We start from the raw sequence: 537 nt of genomic DNA, 5'->3' as shown, positions 1-537 counted from the left end.
TCCGACTTTGGAAAAACTTTGTACGGAAGAAGGTGTTTCTGTCTATTTATAAGGCAAAAAGGTATATAAAATGAGTTCAATTTGTATAGCTTCGGATCCCGAACTTCTTGGTTTTGATATTCAGTCTGGGCGTATTGGTTCTTTTGCTGGACGCCTTGATGCTGATAAATGGAATAAGAAAACTGTTAGTAATGATATCCGTCTTCAAGAAGACAACGTTCTAATCGAATATGATATTAATCCTCATGTCACAATAGAAGGTTTTTCTGACAACCTCCTACGTGGTTTATCTGCATGTTATGATGCTGCCAAGCCGTTAGGTATGTCTATCGCTGAAGGGGTGTGTTCACATGTTTTTTCTGATACAGAACTACGTTCATTTCATGAATCTGCATTTGAGTTTGGTTGTGAACCCGATTACAATGCATTAACAGGTGCGCGTAATCCAAAACCAAGGTCATTAGAACTTGGTCTCCGTACTTGTGGTGGACATATCCATATCGGTTATAATGAAGTAATTGATGTGGATGATGAAAA

Annotated in this window: 1 protein-coding gene; it reads left to right on the top strand. The window is 38.2% G+C overall.

Translation table 11 applies throughout. From position 1 onward, the window contains the following. Nucleotides 1–70 precede the first annotated feature (70 nt). Nucleotides 71–537, top strand: a 467-nt coding sequence (locus N1032_RS27470; RefSeq protein WP_259543893.1) for a hypothetical protein, incomplete at its 3' end; no start/stop codon positions are given.

Origin of the sequence: Herbiconiux daphne, from assembly GCF_024979295.1 — a bacterium.
Lineage (GTDB): Bacteria > Actinomycetota > Actinomycetes > Actinomycetales > Microbacteriaceae > Herbiconiux > Herbiconiux daphnes.
Note: the sequence above shows the minus strand (reverse complement) of the source record. Positions and strands in the feature narration are given on the sequence as shown.